Source organism: Endozoicomonas sp. ONNA2 (genome assembly GCF_024606365.1).
Taxonomy (GTDB): Bacteria; Pseudomonadota; Gammaproteobacteria; order Pseudomonadales; family Endozoicomonadaceae; genus Endozoicomonas.
In genome coordinates this window covers 1-3,297 of sequence record NZ_JAHHPO010000020.1, presented here as the reverse complement: position 1 = coordinate 3,297, position 3,297 = coordinate 1, and the positions used below count along the sequence as shown (strand labels likewise).

Sequence of the window (3,297 nt, the reverse complement as noted above, 5' to 3'; positions counted from 1 at the left end):
TTGTAAAGTTCAAACTGATAGTCGTACTGGCTTGCCTGAAATTGCTCAAGCAGCAAATTGACATCCAGCCCGGTGAAATTATTTTTGGTTTTCGGGGCCGTTTTTCGGGGCCGTTTCTCGGTTTCACCTTTTGCAACCGCTGCAACTTGCCGGTTCTGTTCCTGCTTTTCCAGTTTCTCCAGCCGTTCCAGAATACCGGCAAGCAGCTCAATCTCCTGCAACTCCCCTGTCGTTTTGCTGCCCTTTGTTACCAGGGTTGCAAGCCGTTGTTCCGTCACTTCTTTAGGACTGCCTTCAGTGCGTAGTCGGTCCCAGCCGTATTGTTCAATCCAGCGGTACACCGTTGCCCTGGTAATCTCAAGCTGCCGGGCAATATCCGTCACATTGCGCCGCTGAATATACAGGACCCTTGCCTGTTCAATGGTGGTTTTGTCGTTTGCCATGTTTGGATAGCCTAATGGACAACCGTTTTCTTCTATAAAATTTCATTCCTGAAAATTCCTGAAATACCGTTTCAGGAATTTTCAGGAACAAAACCCGATGAAACCCTTCCCGCTTTGAACTAAAACAGGGCGCATCCACCTTTTTCCTGGGGATTTTCCATGCCAGCCCCTATGCAGCTGACCACTGACTGGATCACCATTGGCACCGCCGGGCCCACCGTGGACGGACGGAACATCAGTGACCAGATGCTGATGGATGCCGCCGAGACCTACGATCCGGATGAGTACACCGCCGTGATCAGCTCGGACCACATGCTCTGGCTGTTTGGCAATTTCGGGGAAGTCTGCAAACTGAGAACGGCACAGGACAAAAAAGGCCGCACCGCCTTGCAAGCCAGGATTCATCCCAACCGCCGACTGATTGAAATGAACAACCAGGGCCAACGGATGCACACATCCATGGAGCTGGATACCAATTTCGCCGGAACCGGCAAAACCTATTTGATGGGGCTGGCGGTCACCGATGAGCCTGCCAGTTTGGGCACCACCGCTTTGAAATTTGCCCGAAAAAACAGTTCCCAAGAATTGATGATTGGTGAGGCAGTGGAGCTGGAATCTTTCAATTTTGATCAGGCCAGCAATAAATCCGGGGCCAAAGATCCCGCTGAATCTTTTTTTAAAACTTTATTTCAAAAGTTGGTCAGTGAGCAAACAAGCGCTGAATCAAATGTCAATCATGAGGAGAGTGACATGACAGAGGAACAATTCAACGCTCTGAAAGAGCTTCATGAAAAGCACCTGGCCGCTACTGAGAATTTATATTCATTGCTGAAAAAATCGAACGATCAACAAGAAACCGAAACACCAGAAGAAAATGAAAACAAGAAAAATGATAATGAAATAAAAGCATTGATGACCGAAGTTAAAAACGACCTGAAAACGTTTAAAGAGACATTAGATAAAGCCACCGCCGGGCAACCGGGTACTCAGGTTAACCAAAATACCGGAGCCGGTGCAGAAGCCAGTTTTCTTTGATTTTTATTACCTGGCGGAGTGACAGCAATGAAAGAGCGTACCCGAGTAAAATTCAACAAGCTGCAACAGGCCATGCAACACGTGTATGGTGTGCAATCCACCCGCCACGCTTTTGCAGTCACCGAGCCGTTAGAAACCCGGCTTAACTCTGCCATTCAGGATTCCAGCCAGTTTCTGCAACGGATTACCATGTTGCCGGTAACCGATCGCAAAGGTCAGTCATTGAAACTGGGTATCTACAGCCCATTGGCAAAACGCACCGATGTCAGCACCAGGGACCGTCAAACCACACCGATGAGCCCACCGGATGGCATCGAGTATGAATGCAAGCTGACAGAGTTTGATATCTCTTTCACCTATGACCTGCTGGACGCCTGGGCCCGTTATGACAACTTTATGGATATGTACATGCAACAGGTTTACCGGCGGATCGCCCTGGACCGGATATTGGTAGGTTGGCACGGTGAATCCGTTGCGGCTGAGTCTGACCCGAAAACCAAACTGAATTTGGAAGATATCAACAAAGGGTGGCTTCACCTGCTGAAAACCCATAAGGCCGAACACTACCTGACTGAATCTTCCCCCGGTACCGGCAAAATCACTTTGGGATCAGGTGGCAGCTACAAAAACCTGGACTGTTTGGTGTACGACATCTATTGCATGATCCCCATTGCCCAGCGCTCCGGCAGCGAAGTCGCCATTGTTGGAGAGAAACTGATTGCCAATGATATGGGCAAAGCTTTGGCAGCTTACGCACAACGCCCGACTGAGAAAAAAGATATCGCAATATTGGACAAGGCTTATGGTGGCCTGACCTCCATCACTGTCCCCGGTTTTTTCGATACCGGGGTGGTGGTGACCGATACAGAAAACCTGTCGCTCTATTTTCAGGAAGGCAGAACCCGTCGCCAGATGGCAGATTACCCCAAGCGGAACCGGGTAGAAGATTTTATCAGTTCCAATGATGCCTACATGATTGAAAATATCGAAGGCATTGCCGCCATTGCAGCGGACAACCTGGAATTTATGGACTCTGAACCTATTAAAAAAGAGTCAACCCGGGGAGCCGAATGATATGACCTCCATTGCCCTCCAGTTCAAGGAGACCATGCAGGCCAAAAAAGCTGCAGCCCAACAGGATAAGCTGGCAGAAAGCTACGAGGCCGAAAGCATTCGCCAGACTGCGGAAGATTATGAGCAATTCCAGCTGCTGGTCAACGCCCTGGAACAGGATCAGAAAAAGCTATCTGGCCTGGCTCCCGGTGACAAAGACAAGCTGCGGGAGCGTGAACTGATTCCCAAATACCTCCCCATTGCCGAAGATTATCTGGAATCCGGTGACAGCTACCGCAACCCGGTTCTGGTGGAAGTGATCATTATGCTGATGGACGTGGGCAATATACCCAAAGCCCTGGAGTTGGCTTACCCGGCACTGGAACAGAAACAGCCCATGCCCCAGCGGTTCAAAAAGGTCAACCTGCCCACTTTTGTTTGTGACAACGTGTTGATTTGGGTTAATGCCCAGCTGGCCAGAGGCAATGAAGTGGATCCCTGGTTCAGTGACACGTTTGCAACCATGCTGGAAGATAACTGGAAAGTCCCCCGGGAAGTGGTGGCCAAGTTCCACAAAACCGCCGGGGATATTGCCCTGAAACAGAACCAGCTGGAACACGCTCTGGAACATTTTGTCCGGGCTACCGAGATTGACCCTGCCGGAGCCAAATGTTCCACCAAAATCAACCAGTTGAAAAAGAAACTGGATAATCCGGGTAACTATTCTGTGAACCCAGCCAAACCAGCCCACCAAGCTGGTAAGGAA

4 protein-coding genes are annotated in these 3,297 nt (G+C 49.8%); 3 read left to right on the top strand and 1 reads right to left on the bottom strand.

All coding sequences use genetic code 11. The features are described 5' to 3' along the window. Positions 1-443, bottom strand: a 443-nt coding sequence (locus KDK14_RS00260) for a helix-turn-helix domain-containing protein (protein WP_257263009.1), incomplete at its 3' end; no start/stop codon positions are given. A 159-nt stretch (positions 444-602) separates the two neighbouring features. On the opposite strand from KDK14_RS00260, the gene KDK14_RS00255 reads away from it, so the two are divergent. The 3 genes from KDK14_RS00255 to gpM form a co-directional block, all read left to right on the top strand. Next, positions 603-1,478, top strand: a complete 876-nt coding sequence (locus KDK14_RS00255) for a GPO family capsid scaffolding protein (RefSeq protein WP_257263008.1) — start codon at positions 603-605, stop codon at positions 1,476-1,478. A 27-nt stretch (positions 1,479-1,505) separates the two neighbouring features. After that, positions 1,506-2,552 (top strand): phage major capsid protein, P2 family, encoded by a 1,047-nt coding sequence (locus tag KDK14_RS00250; protein WP_257263007.1) that lies wholly within the window; start codon positions 1,506-1,508, stop codon positions 2,550-2,552. A gap of 1 nt (position 2,553) precedes the next feature. Beyond that, on the top strand, positions 2,554-3,297 hold a 744-nt coding region (gene gpM, locus KDK14_RS00245; RefSeq protein ID WP_257263006.1), incomplete at its 3' end, for a phage terminase small subunit.